Origin of the sequence: Streptococcus koreensis (genome assembly GCF_003627135.1) — a bacterium.
Classification (GTDB): Bacteria; Bacillota; Bacilli; order Lactobacillales; family Streptococcaceae; genus Streptococcus; species Streptococcus ilei.
Genome location: NZ_CP032620.1, coordinates 574173 through 594853 on the forward strand (window position 1 = coordinate 574173; position 20681 = coordinate 594853).

19 protein-coding genes and 1 other annotated feature are annotated in these 20681 nt (G+C 38.8%); of the genes, 12 read left to right on the forward strand and 7 right to left on the reverse strand.

Annotation, left to right across the window (positions count from 1 at the left end):
* Positions 1–133: 133 nt before the first annotated feature.
* Entirely contained in the window at positions 134–2722 is a 2589-nt protein-coding gene (locus D7D50_RS03180; RefSeq protein ID WP_120701439.1) for a YfhO family protein, read from the reverse strand.
* A gap of 62 nt (positions 2723–2784) precedes the next feature.
* Positions 2785–4407 (reverse strand): ATP-binding cassette domain-containing protein, encoded by a 1623-nt coding sequence (locus D7D50_RS03185; protein ID WP_120701440.1) that lies wholly within the window; start codon positions 4405–4407, stop codon positions 2785–2787.
* A 144-nt stretch (positions 4408–4551) separates the two neighbouring features.
* Positions 4552–4776, forward strand: a binding site (T-box leader).
* A gap of 51 nt (positions 4777–4827) precedes the next feature.
* On the opposite strand from D7D50_RS03185, the gene trpS reads away from it, so the two are divergent.
* Together trpS and guaB are read left to right on the forward strand one after the other, a co-directional pair.
* Positions 4828–5853 carry a tryptophan--tRNA ligase gene (gene trpS, locus D7D50_RS03190; RefSeq protein ID WP_120701441.1) on the forward strand — a complete coding sequence of 342 codons (1026 nt, stop codon included), beginning with the start codon at positions 4828–4830 and terminating at the stop codon, positions 5851–5853.
* Positions 5854–6019: 166 nt separating this feature from the next.
* Entirely contained in the window at positions 6020–7501 is a 1482-nt protein-coding gene (gene guaB, locus D7D50_RS03195) for an IMP dehydrogenase (RefSeq protein WP_048691005.1), read from the forward strand.
* 81 nt (positions 7502–7582) lie between these two features.
* Here the strand turns inward: guaB and recF are convergent, their stop codons facing one another.
* Positions 7583–8671 (reverse strand): DNA replication/repair protein RecF, encoded by a 1089-nt coding sequence (recF, locus tag D7D50_RS03200; RefSeq protein WP_120701442.1) that lies wholly within the window; start codon positions 8669–8671, stop codon positions 7583–7585.
* A 1-nt stretch (position 8672) separates the two neighbouring features.
* Positions 8673–9062 (reverse strand): S4 domain-containing protein YaaA, encoded by a 390-nt coding sequence (gene yaaA, locus D7D50_RS03205; RefSeq protein ID WP_120701443.1) that lies wholly within the window; start codon positions 9060–9062, stop codon positions 8673–8675.
* Between the two features lie 152 nt (positions 9063–9214).
* On the opposite strand from yaaA, the gene yfmF reads away from it, so the two are divergent.
* From yfmF to D7D50_RS03240, 7 genes are all read left to right on the forward strand, one after another.
* Positions 9215–10465: an EF-P 5-aminopentanol modification-associated protein YfmF gene (yfmF, locus tag D7D50_RS03210; RefSeq protein ID WP_120701444.1), complete on the forward strand. Its 1251-nt coding sequence runs from the start codon at positions 9215–9217 to the stop codon at positions 10463–10465.
* Entirely contained in the window at positions 10462–11748 is a 1287-nt protein-coding gene (yfmH, locus tag D7D50_RS03215) for an EF-P 5-aminopentanol modification-associated protein YfmH (protein WP_120701445.1), read from the forward strand. Before yfmF ends, yfmH begins: the two co-directional genes overlap by 4 nt.
* Before the next feature lie 96 nt (positions 11749–11844).
* On the forward strand, positions 11845–12384 hold the full coding sequence (gene pgsA / locus D7D50_RS03220) for a CDP-diacylglycerol--glycerol-3-phosphate 3-phosphatidyltransferase (protein WP_120701446.1): 540 nt from the start codon (positions 11845–11847) through the stop codon (positions 12382–12384).
* Positions 12385–13212 (forward strand): energy-coupling factor ABC transporter ATP-binding protein, encoded by an 828-nt coding sequence (locus D7D50_RS03225; protein WP_023024787.1) that lies wholly within the window; start codon positions 12385–12387, stop codon positions 13210–13212. It abuts the gene before it with no gap.
* The gene (locus D7D50_RS03230; protein ID WP_023024785.1) at positions 13197–14039 is read left to right on the forward strand and encodes an energy-coupling factor transporter ATPase; all 843 of its coding nucleotides are present in this window, start codon (positions 13197–13199) and stop codon (positions 14037–14039) included. Before D7D50_RS03225 ends, D7D50_RS03230 begins: the two co-directional genes overlap by 16 nt.
* Positions 14032–14826: an energy-coupling factor transporter transmembrane component T family protein gene (locus tag D7D50_RS03235; RefSeq protein WP_120701447.1), complete on the forward strand. Its 795-nt coding sequence runs from the start codon at positions 14032–14034 to the stop codon at positions 14824–14826. The genes D7D50_RS03230 and D7D50_RS03235 overlap by 8 nt, the downstream gene beginning before the upstream one ends.
* Before the next feature lie 171 nt (positions 14827–14997).
* Complete coding sequence (locus D7D50_RS03240; RefSeq protein WP_120701448.1) at positions 14998–15636, forward strand: LysM peptidoglycan-binding domain-containing protein; 639 nt, start codon at positions 14998–15000, stop codon at positions 15634–15636.
* A gap of 166 nt (positions 15637–15802) precedes the next feature.
* Here the strand turns inward: D7D50_RS03240 and D7D50_RS03245 are convergent, their stop codons facing one another.
* From D7D50_RS03245 to sdaAB, 3 genes are read right to left on the reverse strand one after another with little or no spacing between them, the layout of a single operon-like run.
* Entirely contained in the window at positions 15803–16429 is a 627-nt protein-coding gene (locus D7D50_RS03245; protein ID WP_120701449.1) for an HAD hydrolase-like protein, read from the reverse strand.
* Positions 16430–16432: 3 nt separating this feature from the next.
* A complete protein-coding gene (gene sdaAA, locus D7D50_RS03250; protein ID WP_120701450.1) occupies positions 16433–17305 on the reverse strand; it encodes an L-serine ammonia-lyase, iron-sulfur-dependent, subunit alpha in 873 nt (290 codons plus the stop codon).
* A 9-nt stretch (positions 17306–17314) separates the two neighbouring features.
* Positions 17315–17986, reverse strand: a complete 672-nt coding sequence (gene sdaAB / locus D7D50_RS03255) for an L-serine ammonia-lyase, iron-sulfur-dependent subunit beta (RefSeq protein WP_120701451.1) — start codon at positions 17984–17986, stop codon at positions 17315–17317.
* 230 nt (positions 17987–18216) lie between these two features.
* Between sdaAB and apf the strand changes: the two genes are divergently transcribed.
* The 3 genes from apf to D7D50_RS03270 all read left to right on the forward strand — a co-directional run bounded on the left by apf (position 18217) and on the right by D7D50_RS03270 (position 20675).
* The gene (apf, locus tag D7D50_RS03260; RefSeq protein ID WP_120701452.1) at positions 18217–18759 is read left to right on the forward strand and encodes an aggregation-promoting factor; all 543 of its coding nucleotides are present in this window, start codon (positions 18217–18219) and stop codon (positions 18757–18759) included.
* Positions 18760–18960: 201 nt separating this feature from the next.
* Positions 18961–20082 (forward strand): tRNA 2-thiouridine(34) synthase MnmA, encoded by a 1122-nt coding sequence (mnmA, locus tag D7D50_RS03265; protein WP_023027417.1) that lies wholly within the window; start codon positions 18961–18963, stop codon positions 20080–20082.
* 137 nt (positions 20083–20219) lie between these two features.
* On the forward strand, positions 20220–20675 hold the full coding sequence (locus D7D50_RS03270) for an NUDIX hydrolase (protein ID WP_023027416.1): 456 nt from the start codon (positions 20220–20222) through the stop codon (positions 20673–20675).
* The last annotated feature ends 6 nt before the right edge of the window (positions 20676–20681 follow it).

Consider the following 20681-nt stretch of genomic DNA (forward strand, 5'->3'; position numbering starts at 1 on the left):
GCACAGTTGAGTAGGGCTGTAAAAGCTGATGAAATCAGCGTAGTAGAGCCCACTCAACCACTGCGTCTTGCTCGACAATCCAAAGATAATTGAGAGGCTAGGACTTTTGTCCCAGCCTCTTTATGATGCATCTCTACTGATTTTTTGAGGATTGAGATCTATGTCGAATAGCATTGTAGCCAGCGAAGGAAAGAATCCCAAGTAGAAAAGCCATGGTTCCTTCTTTCAACCCATGTGGAATAAACTGTAGAATAACCTGTCCTTTTCCTTTAGGGACATCAACAGCCATGAATCCTTTTTGAGCTCTTCGAATAGGGACAGGCTGGTCATCCATCGTCGCTGTCCACCCTTTATCATAAGGAAGTGTGAAAAAGAGACTTGTATGATGATCTGCTGTAAAATCTGCAGTGACAGTATTTCCTTTGGTTTGCACATGAACTTTTTGTTGGTGTAAAGTTTCAAAGGCTTCCTGGTAGGCTTGAAGGTTCAAAGCAAAAAATTCTGGATTTTGGAAGGTTACTGTCGAATTTTCAGGGAAGGCAATTCGAATTTTAACAGTTTCTCCTGCTTTAAAGTGACCAATGGTGAAGAAGGGAAATACATTGTCTGTTGTATAGCGGTTGACTTGGCCATTCGTGATGATTTCAACGTCGGTATAATCTTCATTCTCAAATTCTAAAGAAGGAAGGTTCACATAAAGTTGACTATCATTTTGAACGTAGAGCTCATATTCGATACTGGCATAAGTTAGAAAACTATCTGCTTCAACTTTAGCATTTTGAGGTCCTTGAGAAGGATTGTCTGAGCTAGTTTTCAGTGGATATAATCGCTGATAGAAGGTCAAGGATTGGCCTGTTAGATGATTGAGAAAATTCTTTTGGTTATCCAAGGTTAGATTAGAAAATTGGATATCCTTGTAGGGACTTGCGGTTAAAAATGCTAGTGAAAGAGCTTTTTCATTTTGATACAAGGTCTGATTTCCTTGCGTTTCCAATTTATGAAAAGCAAACTTTTGAGGATTCCTATCTGAAATATTGTATTTGATCCCGAACAGACTGTCCATTAGTAAAGTATTGTTTTGATAGCGTAGGTTTAAGTTCGTTCCATCTGATTTAAAACCGAGTTTATCTAGGGTCGAACTGGTATCTGTATTTCTGACAGATGAAAATTGGGAGATCCCTCTAAAATTGTATTTCATACTATCATTACCTGTTTGAGGTTGGAGAATCTCTGTTCGGTAAAAATTTTGATCATCCTGTAAACTTGATGTCAACTTATCAATTGATGGAATCTTTCCTTGGTAAGAAGAACGAGCTGCAAATACCCATTCATTTGCAATCCCATCGATCTGATAATAGCTGTTGATACTGACTTCAAACAGACAGAAGAAAAGAATCACAGCAGAAAAAATTGGATAAGAAAGTTTACGAACTGTAAAGGAAAGTGTCACAGTAAAAAATACAAGAAGAAATTCTAGTGTCAATACATAATGACTACTTGTCAAGAAAGGATAATGCTTGCGATAGAGAAAGGTGAGGATAAATCCAATGCTAACTAAACTGAAAGCTAGGCAGAGTCGTTGCCAATTGATTTCTTTTATCCGATTGAGGACCTCTGCCGCCATGAACAAAATAGTCAATGAAAAAAGCCAGGCATAACGGTGAAGAAACATATTGGGAGCATGCATCCCCTGCCAGAATAAATCTAAAGCTTGTAAATAGAAACTTGCAATAAGAATGACTAATAAAGTCAAATAGGCTAGTTTCACGTGAAACCGAATCGATTTGACAAAGAAAAATAGGAAGGCAAGTAAAAACGGGAACAGACCAACATAAATCATAGGGATAGCCCCATATTTTGTTGTGTCGAAGCTACCAATTAAGTTTTTTGCAAAGACGTCTAAGTACCAACTATTTTCTGTAAAGGTTCTTGTTATCTTAGTGAAGTTTTCCCCATGAGTTCGTAAATCTAAAAGAGTGGGGTAAATCATGATCAAGCTAGTGACCCCTGCTAAAATTGACACAATTGTAAAGTCTAAAAAGGAAGATATTCTTTTTTTAAAGTTCCAGGAAAGCTGAGTACAATACCATAAAGTTAAGAAGAGAGCCATCATAAATCCAAAATAGTAATTCTGGATGAAGAGGATAGTCAAGCTTGTAAAGTAGAGGACGCGCTTCTTCTGAGTCATTAGACGGTGTAAACCTAACAGAATGAGAGGAGCTAAAATAAAGACATCGAGCCAGGTTTTGATTTCAATCTGGCTGATAGAGAAACTCATTAAAGCAAATGAAGTTGACAGTGAAAGAATCAAGAATTTTTGTAGTTGAGGATAGATTCCTTTAATGGAATGATAAGTTGACAATCCTATCAATCCTATTTTTATCAGTGTAAAGAGATAGACGGAATCAACCATGGATAAACTGTCAAAGAAGAAGACAAAGAGAGATAAAAAACTGCCCAAATAATAGCTAGAAAGGGCGTAAAAATTCAAACCCAGTCCACTTGTAAAGCTGTAAAAAAGGCTGTCGGTTCCGTGTAAAATATTTCGTAAGGTAACGTCAAAAATAACGTATTGATGAAAACCATCGCCTAATAAAGGAGAAGTTTCACTACCCCAATAAATACCTTGACTGAGGTAAACAAAAAATAAGATTGTAAAGGGAAGTAAAAAAGCTGTAAAGTAAAATATGATGGGGTGTGATAAATAGTTTTTAAATTTCATATAGTCTATTGAAAGACCCTGAAACAAAGGTTCCAGGGTTTTTGATCATTTTGAGTGATTTCTTAGTCTTTCCAAAGTTCTTTGACTTTTTCTTGAACTTCTTGGTTTTCTAAGAATTCGTCATAGGATTCATCAATCCGGTCAATGACACCATTTTTTGAAAGAACAATGATATGGTTGGCAAGAGTTTGAATAAACTCATGGTCGTGACTGGCAAAGATGATCGATTCTTTGAAGTTTTTCAATCCATCGTTTAAGCTTGAAATAGATTCCAAATCCAAGTGATTTGTAGGATCGTCAAGTACAAGAACATTTGACTTCAAAAGCATGAGTTTTGAAAGCATCACGCGCACCTTTTCTCCCCCTGACAAGACGTTTACAGGCTTGTTAACCTCGTCTCCAGAAAAGAGCATACGTCCGAGGAATCCACGAAGGAAGGTATTGTCATCTTCTTCTTTACTTGCGAATTGACGGAGCCAGTCAAGGATCGACTCTCCACCTGCAAAGTCAGCTGAATTGTCTTTTGGCAAGTAAGAGCGACTAGTTGTGACACCCCACTTGACAGTTCCTTCATATTCGATTTCACCCATAATAGCGCGGATCAAGGCAGTGGTTTGGATGTCGTTTTGTCCGATAAGAGCTGTCTTGTCACCTGGACGCAAGATGAAGCTGATGTTGTCAAGTATAGTTTCACCGTCAATCTTTACAGATAAGTTTTCTACTGTCAACAAATCATTCCCGATTTCTCGTTCAGCTTTAAAGCTGATAAATGGGTATTTCCGGCTAGATGGGACAATTTCTTCTAACTGAATCTTGTCAAGCATCTTTTTACGCGAAGTTGCCTGTTTAGATTTTGAAGCATTGGCAGAGAAACGAGCCACAAATTCTTGTAATTGTTTGATTTTTTCTTCTGCTTTGGCATTACGATCTGCTAACAACTTGGCAGCCAGTTCAGATGATTCTTTCCAGAAATCATAGTTACCGACATAGAGTTTGATTTTTCCAAAGTCCAGGTCGGCCATGTGGGTACAGACTTTATTCAAGAAGTGACGGTCGTGGGATACAACGATAACAGTATTTTCAAAATCAATCAAGAAATCTTCTAACCAGGTAATGGATTGAATATCAAGACCGTTGGTTGGCTCGTCCAAAAGAAGGACATCTGGTTTACCAAAGAGAGCTTTGGCTAGGAGGACTTTCACTTTATCCCCATTTGCTAGTTCACTCATATTTTGGTAGTGGAGCTCTTCTGGAATATTCAGATTTTGGAGGAGTTGTGAAGCTTCACTTTCTGCTTCCCAACCACCTAGTTCAGCGAATTCACCTTCAAGCTCTGCTGCGCGGACACCATCTTCATCTGAAAAATCTTCCTTCATATAGATAGCATCTTTTTCTTTCATGATGCTATAAAGTTTTTCATTCCCCATGATAACGACGTCAATGGCACGCTCATCTTCGTAGTCAAAGTGATTTTGACGAAGAACAGAAAGACGTTCGTCTGGACCAAGAGAGATGTGACCAGTTGTTGGTTCAATATCCCCAGCTAAAATTTTTAAAAAGGTTGATTTCCCAGCACCATTGGCCCCAATCAAACCATAGGTATTTCCTTCTGTAAATTTGATGTTAACATCATCAAACAATTTTCGATCACTAAAACGTAGTGAGACGTCTGTTACTGTTAGCACGTATATTTCTCCTCTATTTCTGTCTATATAAGCCTATTTTACTAGAAAACGCTTGATTTTTCAATGAATACCCTTAAGCATTTGAGGGAGATGATTATGGAGGATAAAAGAGAGAAGAACTTGACTTTCCCTTGATGTCATTATATAATGAAAATCAATCAGAAGAGTAGTCTAGATTCGTTTTTTAGAGAGCTTATGGTCGCTGAAAATAAGCAATGAACTAGCATGAAATGGACTGATGTTCAAATAGAATCTAAACAAATAGAGATTCGGCTAGCAGGCCTTATGTGCAGCTCATTTATGATGAGCTAGAGGGAACAGCAGATGTTGTTCTAAGTGAGGTGGCACCGTGTCTCAGACGCCCTCGCATAGTTTTTGCTATGCGTGGGCTTTTATTTTGTACTTCAGGGAGGAAGAAAAATGACAAAGCCGATTATTTTAACTGGAGATCGCCCGACTGGGCAGCTCCATATTGGACACTATGTCGGTTCGTTGAAGAATCGAGTTCTTATGCAAAATGAAGACAAGTACCAGATGTTTGTCTTTTTAGCCGATCAGCAGGCCCTAACGGATCATGCTAAAGATCCACAAACCATTGTTGAGTCTATTGGAAATGTTGCTCTAGATTATTTAGCAGCTGGTTTAGATCCAAAGAAATCAACTATTTTTATTCAAAGTCAAATCCCTGAGCTAGCGGAATTGACCATGTATTACATGAATTTGGTCTCTGTTTCACGTTTGGAACGAAACCCAACCGTTAAGACAGAAATTGCCCAAAAAGGATTCGGTGAGTCTATTCCATCTGGTTTCTTGGTTTATCCTGTTTCCCAAGCTGCAGATATTACCGCTTTTAAAGCCAATCTGGTACCTGTTGGAACTGACCAAAAGCCCATGATTGAGCAAACTCGTGAAATCGTTCGTTCCTTTAATCATGCGTATCATTGTGATGTCTTGGTTGAACCGGAAGGAATTTTCCCAGAAAATGAGGCCGCGGGTCGTTTGCCTGGATTGGATGGGAATGCTAAGATGTCTAAATCTCTTGGAAATGGTATTTATTTAGCCGATGATATGGACACCTTGAAGAAAAAGGTCATGAGTATGTATACAGATCCTGAGCATATTCGTGTCGAAGATCCAGGAAAAATCGAAGGAAATATGGTTTTCCATTATTTAGATGTGTTTGGAAAAGAAGAAGATCAAGCGACCATTCAAGAAATGAAAGACCATTACCAACGGGGTGGTTTAGGAGATGTTAAAACCAAACGCTATTTGTTAGAGATTCTTGAAAGAGAGTTGGGCCCTATTCGCGAACGTCGGATTGAATTTGCTAAAGATATGGGTCAAGTTTATGATATGCTTCAAAAAGGTAGTGAAGTAGCCCGTTCGGTTGCAGCAGAAACGCTTGATCAAGTCAAATCTGCTATGGGATTAAACTATTTCAAGTAAGCTCTTGATATTGAGATGATTCAATAAAAAAATGATTCAAAAGAGGTTTTAATACCTCTTTTTGAAATATTGTACAAATGATTGACAAATTATCGTAGAATGGTATGATATTATCAATCAAAAAAGACGAGCTTGGCTCAAAAAGAAAGAAAAGAGGAAAATGGGAATGTCAAATTGGGACACTAAATTTTTGAAAAAAGGTTATACCTTCGATGATGTATTGCTCATTCCAGCTGAAAGTCATGTATTACCAAACGATGCAGATCTTCGTACAAAATTGGCGGATAACCTTGTGTTGAATATCCCAATCATCACAGCTGCGATGGATACAGTTACTGAAAGCCAAATGGCTATTGCCATTGCCCGTGCTGGAGGACTTGGGGTTATTCACAAAAATATGTCCATTGCCCAACAAGCAGATGAAGTTCGTAAAGTAAAACGCTCTGAAAACGGCGTTATTATTGACCCATTTTTCTTAACACCTGAACATACCATTGCTGAGGCAGACGAACTTATGGGACGTTACCGGATCAGTGGTGTACCTGTGGTTGAAACTTTGGAAAATCGTAAACTAGTAGGGATCTTGACCAACCGTGACCTACGCTTTATTTCTGATTATGATCAACCAATTTCCAACCATATGACCAGCGAGAATCTTGTGACTGCACCAGTTGGTACAGATTTAGAAACAGCTGAACGGATCCTCCAAGAACACCGAATTGAAAAGTTGCCATTGGTAGACGAGAATGGTCGTTTGTCTGGTTTGATTACCATTAAGGATATTGAAAAAGTCATTGAGTTTCCAAATGCAGCTAAAGATGAATTTGGTCGTCTTTTAGTAGCAGGTGCGGTGGGTGTTACTTCTGACACATTTGAGCGTGCAGAAGCATTGTTTGAAGCTGGTGCAGATGCGATTGTGATCGATACGGCCCATGGTCATTCTGCAGGGGTTCTTCGTAAGATTGCTGAAATTCGGGCTCATTTCCCAGACCGCACTTTGATTGCGGGTAATATTGCTACAGCTGAAGGAGCGCGTGCTCTCTATGATGCAGGTGTTGACGTCGTTAAGGTTGGAATTGGACCTGGTTCAATCTGTACAACTCGTGTAATTGCTGGTGTTGGGGTTCCTCAAGTTACAGCGATTTATGATGCAGCTGCTGTCGCGCGTGAATATGGAAAAACAATCATTGCTGACGGTGGAATCAAGTATTCTGGAGATATTGTAAAAGCTTTAGCTGCAGGTGGTCATGCAGTTATGCTTGGTTCCATGTTTGCCGGAACAGATGAAGCTCCTGGTGAAACTGAAATTTTCCAAGGACGTAAATTTAAGACCTATCGTGGTATGGGATCTATTGCAGCTATGAAGAAGGGATCTAGTGACCGCTACTTCCAAGGTTCTGTCAATGAAGCCAACAAATTGGTTCCAGAAGGAATCGAAGGTCGGGTTGCTTATAAAGGATCAGCAGCCGATATCGTCTTCCAAATGATTGGTGGTATTCGTTCTGGTATGGGCTATGTTGGAGCTGCCAACCTTCAAGAATTGCATGAAAATGCGCAATTTGTTGAAATGTCCGGGGCAGGTTTAAAAGAAAGTCATCCACATGATGTTCAAATTACCAACGAAGCACCAAACTACTCCGTTCAATAAAAAAGAAAAAGTGTGAAATTCTATTATTTCACACTTTTATTGTGTCAAAAAGATGTAAATTTAAATTGACAACACTGTTAATTATTCGTCAATTTGACCTAAGTGAATATTGAAGATTTTTAAGTCTTCAGGCAAGTCTTTTAGGTGATCTAGAGTTGTAGTTGTAATAAATGTTTGGATGTCACGAGAGATAACTTCTAGTAAATGTAGTTGACGATTGTTGTCAAGTTCACTCATGACATCGTCTAAGAGTAAAATAGGCTTTTCATTCGTCAAGGATTCAATCAACGAAATCTCTGCTAGTTTTAATGAAAGAACAACACTGCGGTGCTGACCTTGGCTACCAAAAGTCGCATTCATGTCATTGATGTAAAAACTAATGTCATCTCGGTGAGGACCGACACTGGTTGTTTTTTTGATGAGATCCTTGGTCCGATTTTCTCGAAGTAATTTGATAAAAGTTGGGCGAAGTGTTTCTTCATCTTGAAAAGGAACAGATGAGTCATACCGAATAGTGAGTTTTTCAGCTTGATTGGAAATTTCAAAATGTTTTTCCTGGCCAAAGTTTTCTAATTTTTTAAGAAAATCTTTCCGATGGATGCAGACTCGGCTACCATAATCTGCTAATTGTTCATCTAAAACATCTAAAAAGGTTGGATCTACTGTGTTCGCCGTTTTTAAGTAACTGTTGCGCTGCTTTAGAACATGATGATAGGCTGTTAAATCCGATAGATAAACGGGTTTCATCTGCCCTAAATCAATATCAATAAACTTGCGACGAAGAGAGGGTGATCCTTTAATGAGTTGTAAATCCTCTGGAGCAAAGAGAACCACATTCATGTTACCGATATATGTTGATAACTTGCTTTGTTTTAAGTGGTTCACTTTAGTGACTCTTCCTTTTGAGGATAAGGAAATTTCTAGAGGGATAGAGCCTGTCTTTTTTTCTAACACTCCTGAAACGGTAAATTGTTCCTCTTGAAAATGAATTAAATCTTTATCGGAACGAGTCCGATGGCTGCGCGTCAAGGCTAAAAAGTAGATAGACTCAAGGAGATTGGTTTTGCCTTGAGCATTTTGGCCTAAGAAAATATTCAAACCGGAGTGGAATTGGAGTTCTACTTCTTTATAATTTCGAAATTTTTGAATATGTATGGATTTAAGCCACATATTATGTCCCTGGGAAACGAACGGGTTTCCGTTTGTTCTCCTCTTTTTTTGGTTTTGTATCTTTTTTTGGTTTTGTGTCTTTTTTTTGTTTCTGTTCTTTGTTTAATTTCTTCACCAATTGAGCAACGCGTTCTTTTTCTAGCTTGTCCGCTTGGTAGTCTTCAATTTCTTCTGGACTAGGTTGCGTAATCGTTACGATTTCCTTATCACCAATTACTTCGATTGTATCTCCTACTCGTAATTTACGTCCTCTTCTGGTTTCCACTTCTCCATTGACCTCTACTTGATTTTCAATTAAAAAGGCTTTGATAGCTCCACCGCTTTGGATGATTCCCAGTTCTTTAAATAGAGCTTGTAATGTGATAAATTCATCAAAAAGTTTATAGTTCATAGTTCACCTCAATGATTGTTATTATACCACAAAAGGATGAAAAACCTAAAATAGGGCGAGTCAGTGTAAACGTTTTTTAATCTGTCTGGGAAAGATTTTACTGGGATTTCATGATATAATGAAGAGTAATATTTGTTAGAACGAGGATGACGATGGAATTAGTTACTGGTGTTCGAATCCATTTTATGAAATCAGAAAAATTTAAGACCAATGAGATAAAAGTGCGATTCTCGGCCCCCCTTTCTGAAGAAACAATAGCAGGACGGGTTTTAGCCTCACGCATGATCGAAACAGCCAATCAACTTTACCCAACTTCTCAGCAATTTAGAGAACAGTTGGCGAACTTGTATGGAGCCAATTTTTCTACTTCTGTTTCAAAACGCGGCCAAACACACTACGTTGATATTAATTTATCCTATGTCCGTGATGCTTTTTTGAGCAAGAAAAATGTCTTGACAGATCAGATGTTGGATTTATTAAAGGTATCTCTTAATGCTCCTCTTGCAGAAAATGGATGCTTTCATTCAGAAACTTTTTTAGTGGAGAAAAAAAATCTTATCACAGAACTAGAAGCAGAAATTGAAAATCATTTTTATTATGCTCACCAACAATTGAATCGGTTGTTTTATGATCAAGCTGACATGAAACTAAGTAAGTATGGAAGTGTCCAGCAGATTCAGAATGAGGATGAAGAGTCAGCTTATCAAGCATTTCAAGAAATGCTTCAAACAAATCTGATTGACTTTTTCTTTATGGGTGATTTCAATGAACTAGCGGTCATTGAAAGGATCAGTAACTTTGGTTTACAACCTCGTAAATCTAATGTCAACCTTTTTTACACACAATCTTTCTCGAATGTTGTCAGAGAAGGATTGGAGCAGCGAGAGACTCATCAATCTATTTTAGAATTAGGTTATCACTTTCCTGTTCAGTATGGAGAGAAAGAGCATTTTGCTTTAATTGTTTTAAATGGTTTACTGGGCACTTTCTCTCACTCAAAATTGTTTACAGTCATCCGAGAAAAAGAAGGGTTGGCTTATACTATCTCCAGCCATTTTGATATTTTTTCTCATTTTATGCGTATCTATGCAGGGATTGATAGAAAAAATAGAACCCGGACGATGACTCTGATGAGTCGTCAAGTGAGTGACTTGAAGAGAGGGAAGTTTACCAGTGAAGAGCTTCGCTTGACAAAAGAAATGATAATAAATGCTGCAAAATTGTCGCAGGATCGACCTGGCACCTTGATTGAAAGAGCTTATCTAAAATCCACTTTAAGAAAACAGTTCTTGTCAATTGATGATTGGATTCAAGCCATTCAACTGGTGACGAAAGATGAAATTATGGCTGTTGCCAAATCACTCAAATTACAAGCGGTCTATTTTATGGAAGGAAGAGAATGATAAAGAAAGATTTGGATAAAATAGAGTATCCAGCTGTTGGAGAATGCGTTTATCAGACAACTCTCCAAAATGGATTGAGGTTATATTTAATTCCAAAAACGGATTTTAATGAAAGCTATGCAATCATTTCTACTAAATTCGGTTCAGTTGACACAAGATTTACAATGGATGGAGTAGAAGGTGTAAAAGAATTTCCAGCAGGGATTGCACATTTTCTTGAACATAAATTATTTGAAGATCAAGACGGTCAAGATTATTTACAACATTTTGTACGGTTGGGAGCTGAAAGTAATGCTTTTACTAGCTTTACACAGACCAGTTATCTCTTTTCGACTACCTCGTATGTCAATGAAAGTCTGAAATTGTTACTGGAGATGACACAATCTCTTCATCTCTCAAAGGATTCTCTAAAGAAGGAACAATCGATTATTCAACAAGAAATCGAAATGTACCAAGATAGTCCTGACTATCAATTATTCTTTAGGGCGCTGGCGAATCTCTATCCAGATACACCATTGGCCCAAGATATTGCAGGTACTACAGCTTCTCTCTCTCAAATTGATGAAGAGAGTTTACAGGATAATTTCGATTTATTCTACCAACCATCCAACATGCATCTAGTAGTTGTCGGAAATTTTGATCTTGACAGTCTTGTGAACCTTGTTTCTGAATTTGAGATGAAAACTTCTTCAAATCCTCTTCCTCACATTTCACCTGTAGACTTAAATCCAGTTGTTCAAAATGAGACAAGTCGGATGGAAGTTGCTTCACCAAAATTAGCAATTGGAATTCGTGGAAGAAATCAAATTCCTCCTATGTACCAGTATCGCTACAAGATTATCCTCAAATTATTGTTTGCAATGATGTTTGGGTGGACATCCAAACGATTTCAGTCGCTTTATGAAGTTGGTAAACTTGACAACTCCTTGACATTAGAAATTGAAGTCGAGTCTTCGTTTCACTTTGTGATGTTAACGATGGATACTTCTGAACCTGTCAGTATATCCCATCAGTTCAGAACTGCCATAAAGAATTTTGAGAAAGATCCCGATGTGACTCAAGAGCATTTGGATACGATTAAAAGCGAAATGTTTGGTGATTTTTTACATGGTTTGAATTCCTTGGATTATATTGCTACTCAATTTAATCCAATTGAGACGGGTGAAAATCTATTTGACCTTCCAAAAATTTTACAAAGTATTTCTTTACAAGACGTTGTAAAGGTTGGGCGAGATTTTGTCAACGCTTGTGATATGACGGACTTTATCATTTTCCCTAAATAATGGGAAAAGAATGGAATGATGATTTTGTCGAATTAAATCGAGGTCGGCTTTGTCAATTAGATGTAAACTATTATGTAAACTAGTAAGGAGACTAGAATGAAAAAAGAAAATATTCCTAATGCCTTAACACTGATTCGAATTGTGTTTATTCCCATTTTTATTTTGATGCTAATATTTGGCAAAAGTTATGGCTGGCATGTAGCAGCAGCTATCGTATTTGCGGTTGCAAGTATAACCGATTATTTAGACGGTTATCTAGCTCGTAAATGGGAAGTTGTTAGTAACTTTGGAAAATTTGCAGATCCCATGGCTGATAAGCTTCTTGTCATGTCTGCCTTTATCATGATGATTGAATTAAGGATGGTTCCGGCTTGGATTACGGCAGTTATTATTTGCCGTGAATTAGCTGTTACTGGCCTCCGTCTGTTATTGGTTGAAACAGGAGGAGTTGTTTTGCCAGCAGCTATGCCTGGAAAAATTAAAACCTTCTCACAAATGTTTTCCATTATTTTCCTTCTCTTTCATTGGGATTTATTGGGCAAATTGACGCTTTATGTTGCGCTAATCTTTACAGTCTACTCTGGATATGAATACTTTAAAGGCAGTGCCTACCTCTTTAAAGATACCTTTAGATAAATGAATAATATTATAGAAGTTCGAAATCTTACATTTAAATACCAAAAAACAGATGAGAACCATCAGTTAAATGATATTTCGTTTCACGTGAAACATGGTGAATGGTTATCCATTATCGGACATAACGGAAGTGGTAAATCAACAGTGGTTCGTTTGATTGATGGCTTGTTGGAACCCGAATCGGGTGAAATCTATATCTCTGGAGATTTGCTAACTCCTGAAAACGTTTGGGATAAACGTAGTGAGATTGGTATGGTTTTTCAGAATCCGGATAACCAGTTTGTTGGAGCTACTGTAGAAGATGATGTGGCGTTTGGATTAGAAAATCAAGGGATTCCAAGAGATGAGATGGTTCAACGAGTAGATGAAGCTTTGAAAATGGTTCGCATGGATGAGTTTAAGGATCGAGAACCAGCTAGGTTATCCGGTGGACAAAAGCAACGGGTTGCGATAGCAGGAATTATTGCTTTACGACCTAAAATCATTATTTTAGATGAAGCGACCAGCATGTTGGATCCTGAGGGGCGCTTGGAACTGATTCGTACGGTTCGAGAAGTTAAAGAACGATACGGTTTAACGGTTATTTCTATTACCCATGATTTAGAGGAAGTTTCCCTAAGTGATCGGGTTATTCTCTTTGAAAAAGGGAAAGCGACCTTGGATCTGACTCCAAGAGAACTCTTTTCTCGAGATGATTTAGATGAAATTGGACTAGAAGAACCTTTCGCGAATCGATTGCGAAGCATTTTACATCAAAAAGGTTTTCCAGTCGGAGAAACCTATCAGACTGAAGGAGAGCTAGAAAAACTATTATGGGAATTGCTTTAAAACAGCTTAGTTATACCTATCAAGAAGGAACTCCATTTGAAGGAGCGGCTCTTTTTGATGTGAATATGGAAATCCCAAGCGGTTCTTATACAGCCCTAATTGGGCATACTGGAAGTGGAAAATCAACCATTCTCCAATTATTAAATGGTCTACTTTTACCCAGTCGAGGGGAAGTGCAAATGAATGATTTACACATTGATTCTGAGTCCTCTCAAAAAGAGTTAAAGAACCTTCGGAAGAAAGTTGGTCTTGTTTTTCAATTTCCAGAAAGTCAACTTTTTGCTGAGACTGTGGTAAAAGATGTCGCTTTTGGTCCTCAAAATTTTGGAGTAGACCAAGAGTCAGCTGAAAGCATTGCCAAGGAGAAATTGACTTTAGTCGGTCTTTCTGAAGAGTTGTTTGAACGGAGTCCCTTTGAATTATCTGGAGGACAAATGAGACGGGTTGCTATTGCAGGCATTTTAGCGATGGAACCTGAAATTTTGGTACTGGATGAGCCGACAGCTGGCTTGGATCCCTCAGGCAGACGGGAATTAATGAAGCTATTTGCGTCACTTCATCAAGCTGGCATGACCATCGTTCTTGTTAGTCATTCTATGGAAGATGTGGCAGAATACGCAAATCTTGTTTATGTTTTGGAAAAAGGACGAATTGTGAGGTCTGGGCACCCAAGGGACGTATTTCAGGATGTAGAAGGGTTAGAAAATATTCAATTAGGTGTACCTAAAGTGACGAAATTTGCTTGGCGTTTACGTCAAAAAGGACTATCTTTGCCAATTTTACCAATCACTTTACAGGAGTTTAAGGAGTTAATTGGACATGAATAGTATGATTTTAGGACGATATGTACCAGGTAATTCCATTCTCCATCGTATGGATCCAAGAGCAAAGTTACTGGGACTTTTCTTATTAATTGTTATTTTGTTTTGGGCTAATAATGTGATGACAAATGCCCTGTTATTTTTATTGGCCCTTGCTTTGATTTTGATTGCTAAAATCCCCTTTCGTTTTTTTATTAATGGCTTGAAATCTATGGTCTTTATCATCGCATTCACCACCCTCTTTCAGTTGTTTGCGACGACTGGTGGTAAGACTTTATTTCAATTTTATTTTTTGACTGTAACGGATAAAGGTCTTGCGCAAGCTGGTGTGATCTTTTGTCGTTTTATTCTCATTGTTGTATTTTCAACGATTTTAACGCTGACAACCACACCCTTAAGCTTAGCAGATGCAGTAGAAAAATTGTTAACTCCTTTTAAAATGATCAAAGTTCCTGCTCATGAAATTGGGCTCATGTTGTCTATGAGCCTCCGTTTTGTTCCCACTCTGATGGATGATACAATTCGCATTATGAATGCACAGAGAGCTAGAGGGGTTGATTTTGGAGAAGGAAATCTCCTTCAGAAAATCCGCTCTTTTATACCGATTTTAATTCCCTTGTTTGCATCAAGTTTTAAACGTGCAGATGCTCTTGCAATTGCCATGGAAGCAAGAGGTTATAAAAGTGGAGAGGGAAGAAGCCGATACAGGCAGTTAAAATGGCAAGCCTTAGATAGTATAGCTATTCTATCTATAGTGGCAGTTGGTGCTATCATTTTTTGGTTGAAATATTAGAATACCACCACTACATATAGGGTGTTTTTTCTAAAAAGATGAAGAAAAACGCTATTTATAGCGTTTTTTGCATGAAAAATACATGTTTTTGTAACCTTTGTAACATAAAATATAACTAACTGTAACATTTAATGTGTAAGATAGTATTATGTTCGAAAGGAGAATGTATTGATGAACACAAAAAAAGTCCAATGGACATTAACTTCTATTATCTCAGCTCTTTCACTTTTTGTTACTGGTGTGGTAGTGAATGCTGAAACATACGAAGTAAAAAATGGTGATACTTTATCAGAAATTGCGATTAAGAATAACACTACTATCGAAAAGCTTGTTGAATTGAATCAAATCAGCAATCAAGATTTGATTCATGCTGGTCAAATTATTGAGTTGGGTGAACGTTCAAACTCATTGATCAACAAAGTAAATACTGCCAAAACAAGTCAGGAACCAGTAGCTGGAGCTTCTACAAATCAAGTTGCAGCAGAAACAACAACTACTGCTACTTATAATGCGGCACCAGTTGTTACGAATTCTGGAAATGGGATTGTACTTGCAAATGGAAATACTGCTGGAGAAACTGGATCTTATGCAGCAGCTCGAATGGCTGAAATGACAGGAGTTCCTGCATCAACTTGGGAAGCCATTATTGCCCGCGAATCAAATGGTCAAGTGAACGCAGCAAACCCATCTGGGGCTAGTGGTCTTTTCCAAACAATGCCAGGTTGGGGTTCAACTGCTACAGTTGATGATCAAATCCAAGCAGCTTATAATGCCTATTCAAACCAAGGACTTTCAGCTTGGGGATACTAAAAAAGAGGGGGAACCCTCTTTTTATTTTGTTTCTTATCTTGACAAGTGCGGGAAAGAGTTGTAAAGAGGTACAATAGTATTCGTCAACCTTGATGACCGATGTGTAGTCTTACCCAGGCGTGATTTTATACAAAAAAGAGGTTTACAATTTTGTAAACCTCTTTTATTAACTTAAATGAGTCAGTAAAGCTAGAGGAGAATCTACGATGGTATCGGGAGTTTCCTCTTTTAATTGATTTAGAGGAGCAAAACCCCAACTGACTGCAATTGTATGAATGCCAATGGTTTTTCCTCCAATGATATCAAATTTAGTATCCCCAACGATACAAGCCTCATCTTTTGGAATTTCATGATCCAACAGTACACGCTGAATGATATCAGCTTTGTGCATGGATCCAGGGATAGAACCATAAATCCCTTCAAAGTAATCACTAATTCCTAGTGAATGGGCTATTTCAAGACTCACTTCCTGATTCTTAGAGGTGGTGATGAATAAGTGGTAATCCAATTCCTTCAATTGATGAAGGAGTTCTTTGATACCTGGGTAGAGATAGGTTTGCTGTTGGCCGCTTTCTTTGTAATAGGTGCGATAGATTTCTACAGCTTTTGTGACCAGTTCTTTTGGAACATGGTTTGTAAATGTAACCTCGAGTGGAGGGCCCATAAAGGTTCGAATAGTCTCTTTATCAGGTGCAGGAACCCCCAGCAGGTTAAAAGTGTGTAGAAAGGTGATCTCGATACCTTCGGAACTATCGACTAAGGTCCCATCCAAGTCGAAAAATATATACTTCATAGATTACTCTCCGAAAATTTCTTGTTGTAGTCGTTTCCCAGTTGGAGTAGTTGCCAGACCACCTTCAGCCGTTTCTCTAAAGGCAGTTGGTAGGCTTGATCCGACCTGATACATAGCATCGATGACTTCATCAACAGGTATTTTGGATTCAATTCCTGCCAGGGCCATATCTGCCGCAATATAGGCATAGCTTGCACCCATAGCGTTTCGTTTGACACAAGGAACCTCAACTAGTCCTGCAACAGGATCACAAATCAGGCCTAGCATATTTTTAATGACGAAACAAATAGCTTGGCTAGCTTGGTAGGGACTTCCTCCCGCTGCTAGCGTTAAAGCTGCTGCGCTCATAGCAGATGCTGACCCAACCTCTGCTTGACAACCTCCCTCGGCTCCAGAAATCGATGCATTGTTGGCAATAACCAGACCAAAGGCTCCAGCCGTTAATAAGAATTCCAATTGTTGGTGTTCATCTAAATGGAGTTTCTCGATGGCTGAAGTAAGAACAGCAGGTAAGCAACCGGCCGATCCGGCTGTTGGAGTAGCACATACCAAGCCCATTTTTGCATTGTGTTCGTTGACAGCGATAGCATTTTTGGCTGCAGTTAGGACAGTATAGTCAGAGAGGGCTTTTCCAGATTGAATATAGCGATCTAGTTTTGCAGCATCTCCTCCTGTCAAGCCACTTCGAGAAAGCTGATCATTGAGGCCTAAGTGGACAGATTCTTTCATGACCTCAAGATTACGTGTCATAAGAGTCAGAACTTCTTCTCGCTCACGGCCAGTTAGTTCAAACTCGGTAGCAATCATTAATTCTGCGACATTTCCTTCATAGTGGAGGGTCGCTTGCTCAACTAGTTCGGTAATTGAATAAAACATGGGGTCTCCTTATTGAAAGAAATTCACATTGTGTAAATGGGGAATTTGACGGATTAATTCAATCGCTTCGTCACAATTTCGAGAATCTACTTCAATGATCATAATAGCCTTTTCACCGGCTTTTTCGCGGGTTACGTTCATTTGGGCGATATTGATATCATAGCGGGAAAGGGCTTCTGTAACATGGGCAATCATCCCAGGAACGTCTTGGTGAACGATAATAATAGTTGGGGTGTTCATGTTCAGTGAAATTGCGAAGCCATTTAACTCAGTTACCTGAATATTCCCCCCACCAATAGAAATTCCTGTGACGGAGATAGTTTTATGCTCATTTTTTACCGTGATGGTCGTCGTATTTGGATGAGGCGCATTGCTCTCTTTTTGAATGCTCCAAACAATGCGGATTCCTCTTTTATGAGCAATCTCTAGGCTATTTGGAATCTCTGGATCATCTGTATCCATGCCTAAAATTCCAGCTACCAGGGCCAAATCTGTTCCGTGACCGCGATAGGTTTTGGCAAAGGAATTAAACAACTGAAATTCAACTTCTGTCGGATCCTCTCCAAAAATAGAAGAGACAATTTTTCCAATACGAACGGCTCCAGCAGTATGGCTACTAGAAGGTCCAATCATAACTGGTCCAATAATATCAAATACGGATTGGAATTTAAGCGAATTCATCAGTCTGCTCCTTAGGGTTTCTTTTCTTTCATTATAACAAATCTAGGGCATGTTTTCTTCTATTTGAGAGGGAAATTTTGTTTTAAACTTAAAAGATACTTAAAACTATTTTATTTGAGGTGTTATTTATTCTCGCTAACACATTGTTGAAACATTTGACGTGATTTCATAAAATTTCCGAAACATTTCTTCTGTAAGATAGAGAACATACAGAAAAGGAGTGTAAAACCATGAATAAAAAAATGTTTGTAAAACGTGTTATCGGACTTAGCTTATTATCAGGGATGTTTATTCCTGTCCTCGCCAGTGCAGCATCTTACACTGTAAAGTCAGGGGATACCTTATCTGCTATCGCTAAGGAAAAGAACACCACTGTTGATGAAATTGCTAAGAAAAATAAGATTAGCAATGTAAATCTCATTACAGTTGGACAAGTTCTTGAGATTGAAGAAACTAGCTCAACTAAACAGACAACTGAGCAAGCTACCACCAGTAAAGTTGACACTACACAAGCAACAACGACGGGTTCTGCATCAAATGGCTTGAGTGCAGAGGATGCAGCGGCTAAAGAATGGATTGCTCAGAAAGAATCAAGCGGCAGTTATACAGCACAAAATGGCCAATATTATGGTCGATATCAGTTAACAATCACGTATTTAAATGGAGATTTATCACCTGAAAATCAGGAGAAAGTAGCCAATCAATATGTCGTTAACCGCTATGGATCATGGTCTGCAGCTAAAAACTTCTGGTTGACCAATGGTTGGTATTAAAGTACATGAAAGAGTTCAGCAATTGGACTTTTTTTGATTTACAGAGCTGTAAACGTAGATAAAATAGTAAATAAGAAGAATGGCAAGATGCTTGTTTTCTACTATAAAGCGTGTTACAATTGATAATGCTCAAAACGACCTTCAATCGTTGAAGCAAACCACGACCTTCAATCGTGAGAAACGAAAAGATGGGAGAAATCTATGAGTGATAACTCGAACACACGTGTTGTTGTTGGAATGAGTGGTGGTGTCGATTCATCTGTAACGGCTTTGTTGTTAAAGCAACAGGGTTACGATGTCATTGGCATCTTCATGAAAAACTGGGACGACACAGACGAAAATGGGGTCTGTACAGCTACGGAAGATTACAAAGATGTAGCAGCAGTTGCAGACCAAATTGGCATTCCTTACTATTCTGTCAACTTTGAGAAAGAATACTGGGATCGCGTCTTTGAATACTTCCTTGCAGAATACCGTGCAGGCCGTACACCAAATCCGGATGTCATGTGTAACAAGGAAATCAAATTTAAGGCCTTCTTAGATTATGCCATGACTCTCGGTGCCGATTATGTAGCGACCGGGCATTATGCGCGCGTGGCACGAGATGAGGACGGCATTGTTCATATGCTACGTGGCGTTGACAATGGGAAGGATCAAACTTATTTCTTAAGCCAGTTGTCTCAGGAGCAACTTCAAAAAACCATGTTCCCATTGGGACATTTGGAAAAGCCTGAGGTTCGCCGTTTGGCAGAAGAGGCTGGATTGGCAACAGCTAAAAAGAAAGATTCCACTGGGATCTGCTTTATCGGTGAAAAGAATTTTAAAGAGTTTCTCAGTAACTACCTCCCTGCCCAGCCAGGCCGAATGATGACTGTAGATGGACGTGATATGGGCGAACATGCTGGTTTGATGTATTACACAATCGGTCAACGGGGTGGTCTTGGAATTGGTGGTCAACAAGGTGGGGACAATGCCCCATGGTTTGTAGTTGGTAAAGATCTGAGTCAAAATATTCTTTATGTCGGTCAAGGCTTCTATCATGAAGCACTCATGTCAACAAGTTTACAAGCTAGTCAAGTTCACTTTACACGAGATATGCCAGAAGAGTTTACACTAGAGTGTACAGCCAAGTTCCGCTATCGCCAGCCAGATTCCAAAGTGACGGTTCATGTCAAGGGTGACAAGGCTGAGGTTATTTTTGCAGAACCTCAACGGGCCATTACACCAGGTCAGGCTGTTGTCTTTTACGATGGTGAAGAGTGTCTCGGAGGTGGTTTGATTGACAATGCTTACCGGGATGGAGAAGTTTGTCAGTATATTTAAATTGACAAATTTTCTCAATTTGCTACAATAAGAAAAGCAATAGAAATGATGGTCAAAGCTCATGGATGTTGCAGGCTTTTTTGTCCTGCACTTCTCAGAGTTTTGACTATTTTTGTGTCGTTTCGAAAGGAAGTAACATGCAAGAACAGGATTTTCGGACCAAGTTGAATCAGACGGTTTTTGGTGTGAGAGCCACTGCTTTAATTGTAGAAAATGGTCGATTGTTAGTTATAGAAGACAAGGATGGTTTCTATACAATCGGTGGCGCTCTTCAAGTGAATGAAGCTACAGAAGATGCTGTGGTTCGGGAAGTCAAAGAAGAACTTGGCGTTGCTTCTAGAGCTGGTCAGCTAGCTTTCATTGTTGAAAATCGCTTTAATCAAGCTGGAATCCACTACCATAATATTGAATTTCATTATTTGGTGGACTTGCTGGAAGATGCCCCTTTAACCATGCAGGAAGATACAAAGTCCTTACCATGCCGGTGGCTTGCTATAGAGGCCTTATCTACTGTTGACCTGAAGCCGGCATTTTTAAAAACGGCCTTACCAGAATGGAACGGACAATTACAACACATACAGCTGGAGAAATAGGAGAAA

What these genes read in the sequence shown, in the direction of transcription:
- D7D50_RS03180 (WP_120701439.1), bottom strand. Translation starts at nt 2,722, where the DNA reads ATGAAATTTAAAAACTATTTATCACACCCCATCATATTTTACTTTACA.
- trpS (WP_120701441.1), top strand. Translation starts at nt 4,828, where the DNA reads ATGACAAAGCCGATTATTTTAACTGGAGATCGCCCGACTGGGCAGCTC.
- guaB (WP_048691005.1), top strand. Translation starts at nt 6,020, where the DNA reads ATGTCAAATTGGGACACTAAATTTTTGAAAAAAGGTTATACCTTCGAT.
- recF (WP_120701442.1), bottom strand. Translation starts at nt 8,671, where the DNA reads ATGTGGCTTAAATCCATACATATTCAAAAATTTCGAAATTATAAAGAA.
- yaaA (WP_120701443.1), bottom strand. Translation starts at nt 9,062, where the DNA reads ATGAACTATAAACTTTTTGATGAATTTATCACATTACAAGCTCTATTT.
- yfmF (WP_120701444.1), top strand. Translation starts at nt 9,215, where the DNA reads ATGGAATTAGTTACTGGTGTTCGAATCCATTTTATGAAATCAGAAAAA.
- yfmH (WP_120701445.1), top strand. Translation starts at nt 10,462, where the DNA reads ATGATAAAGAAAGATTTGGATAAAATAGAGTATCCAGCTGTTGGAGAA.
- pgsA (WP_120701446.1), top strand. Translation starts at nt 11,845, where the DNA reads ATGAAAAAAGAAAATATTCCTAATGCCTTAACACTGATTCGAATTGTG.
- D7D50_RS03225 (WP_023024787.1), top strand. Translation starts at nt 12,385, where the DNA reads ATGAATAATATTATAGAAGTTCGAAATCTTACATTTAAATACCAAAAA.
- D7D50_RS03230 (WP_023024785.1), top strand. Translation starts at nt 13,197, where the DNA reads ATGGGAATTGCTTTAAAACAGCTTAGTTATACCTATCAAGAAGGAACT.
- D7D50_RS03235 (WP_120701447.1), top strand. Translation starts at nt 14,032, where the DNA reads ATGAATAGTATGATTTTAGGACGATATGTACCAGGTAATTCCATTCTC.
- D7D50_RS03240 (WP_120701448.1), top strand. Translation starts at nt 14,998, where the DNA reads ATGAACACAAAAAAAGTCCAATGGACATTAACTTCTATTATCTCAGCT.
- D7D50_RS03245 (WP_120701449.1), bottom strand. Translation starts at nt 16,429, where the DNA reads ATGAAGTATATATTTTTCGACTTGGATGGGACCTTAGTCGATAGTTCC.
- sdaAA (WP_120701450.1), bottom strand. Translation starts at nt 17,305, where the DNA reads ATGTTTTATTCAATTACCGAACTAGTTGAGCAAGCGACCCTCCACTAT.
- sdaAB (WP_120701451.1), bottom strand. Translation starts at nt 17,986, where the DNA reads ATGAATTCGCTTAAATTCCAATCCGTATTTGATATTATTGGACCAGTT.
- apf (WP_120701452.1), top strand. Translation starts at nt 18,217, where the DNA reads ATGAATAAAAAAATGTTTGTAAAACGTGTTATCGGACTTAGCTTATTA.
- mnmA (WP_023027417.1), top strand. Translation starts at nt 18,961, where the DNA reads ATGAGTGATAACTCGAACACACGTGTTGTTGTTGGAATGAGTGGTGGT.
- D7D50_RS03270 (WP_023027416.1), top strand. Translation starts at nt 20,220, where the DNA reads ATGCAAGAACAGGATTTTCGGACCAAGTTGAATCAGACGGTTTTTGGT.